At 78.4% G+C, this 1,600-nt stretch carries 2 protein-coding genes; both read right to left on the bottom strand.

The window, feature by feature from the left end:
* The coding region (locus tag ACFVXK_RS38610) for an ATP-binding protein (protein ID WP_389622073.1) at positions 1 to 1,214 on the bottom strand (1,214 nt) is incomplete at its 3' end.
* The coding region (locus tag ACFVXK_RS38605; RefSeq protein WP_389622071.1) for a helix-turn-helix transcriptional regulator at positions 1,211 to 1,600 on the bottom strand (390 nt) is incomplete at its 5' end. The genes ACFVXK_RS38605 and ACFVXK_RS38610, both read right to left, overlap by 4 nt.

The following is a 1,600-nucleotide window of genomic DNA, read 5'->3' as shown; positions in this document are numbered from 1 at the left end:
GGGCCAGCAGGGCCAGCAGGGCCAGCAGGGCCAGCAGGGCCAGCAGGGCCAGCAGGGCCAGCAGGGCCAGCGTGCCTGGCGTGGCCGACTTGTTTCGCGTCCCCGGCGTGGTCGGCGTGGCCGGCAGGGCTGGCGTGCCCGGCGTGGCCGACTTGTTTCGCGTCCCCGGCGTGGTCGGCGTGGCCGGCAGGGCTGGCGTGGCCGGCTTGGCCCGCGTGCCCGGCGTAGCCCGCGTAGCCCGCGGAGGCCGTGTGCCCAGTGGAGTCGGGCTGGGCGGGCCCCGGGTGCGCCCGATGGGCGGTGTGCCCGGCGGGCGCCGTGTGCGCGGCATGCGCCGGGTCACCGGCGTGGCCGGTGGCGCCGGTGGTCGCGGCTGTGGCGGTTTCGGTCGGGGGGTCGCCGAGGATGGCCAGGGCGGAGGCGAAGCGGCGGACCGGGGGGCGTTGGGCGCGGAGGACCACCGCCAGGCGTTCGCGGAGGGCGTCGGGGCGGATGCCCCGGATGTCCTGTGCGTCGGGCATCCGTTCCCCGTGGTCGCGCGGCCCGGCGGCGGTCAGGGCGTCGAGGGTGGCCGTGAGCAGCAGGGGATGGCCGCCGGTGGCCTCGTGGCAGGCGCGGGCGCAGGCCTGGTCCACGGGCCGGCCCAGGCGGGCGCCCACGAGGTCGGCGGTGGCCCCGACCGACAGCGGCCGCAGCCGCAGCACGCGGGCCGCGCGCCCGGTGAAGTGGTGGAGCCCGGGCGCGTCCTCGCCGGGGTCCCCTTCGCGCAGGGCGACGACCAGGTTGACGCGCAGCCGGGGCAGCCGTCCGGCCAGCCGGGCGAGCCGGCGCAGCGAGGCGGTGTCGGCCCACTGGAGGTCGTCCACCAGCAGGAGCAGCGGTTTGCGTTCGGCGTGTCCGGCGACCAGGGCGAGCAGATCGGACCCGCCGGGAGGATCGGCGGGGTGCCCTCCGGCGGCGGGCAGCAGCGGGGTCAGCAGCTGGCTGAGCACACCGAAGCCGAAGGCCTGTTCCTGCGGGGCTCCGCTGGCGGTGAGGACGCGGATGCCACGGCGTTCGGCGAGCTCCGGCAGGGCCCGCAGCAGGGCGGTCTTGCCCATGCCGATGCCTCCGGTCACCACCGTCAGCGACCCGCCGCCCGCTCCGTGCCCCGTGGCGTCCAACGCCGCCGTGAGCAGGTCGAGTTCCTGTTGGCGGTGGAGCAGGGGGTTCATGTCGGTTCCTCCGTAGCGGTTCGTTCGAGTGCCGTGGCCAGCTGCGGACGCCCCCGGATGCCGAGCTTCCGGTAGGCCTTCGTCAGGTGCTGTTCCACGGTGCGCGGGGTGACGGCGAGTTCTCCGGCGATGGCCCGGTTGGGCAGGCCGTCGGCGGCGAGCGCCGCGACCCGGTGTTCGGCGTCGGTGAGGGGAGCGGGTGCCGCGCCGGCGGGCGCGGACGGGGCCCGGGGTCCGGCCGGCGGAGTGCGGCGTGCCGGGCCGGGCCGCCCCGCGTCCGGCCCCGGGTCGCGCGGGGCCGCCGGAGCGGGGGTGTCCGGGGCCGAGCCGGGCGGGGCCGGGGCCGGGTCCGCCGGGGCCATGTCGGCGGCCAGCAGGGAGTCGAC

The sequence above is a fragment of the Streptomyces sp. NPDC058157 genome (assembly GCF_042884105.1).
GTDB lineage: Bacteria > Actinomycetota > Actinomycetes > Streptomycetales > Streptomycetaceae > Streptomyces.
The sequence above is the reverse complement of the archived record's forward strand: the minus strand, read 5'-3'. Positions and strand labels throughout refer to the sequence as shown.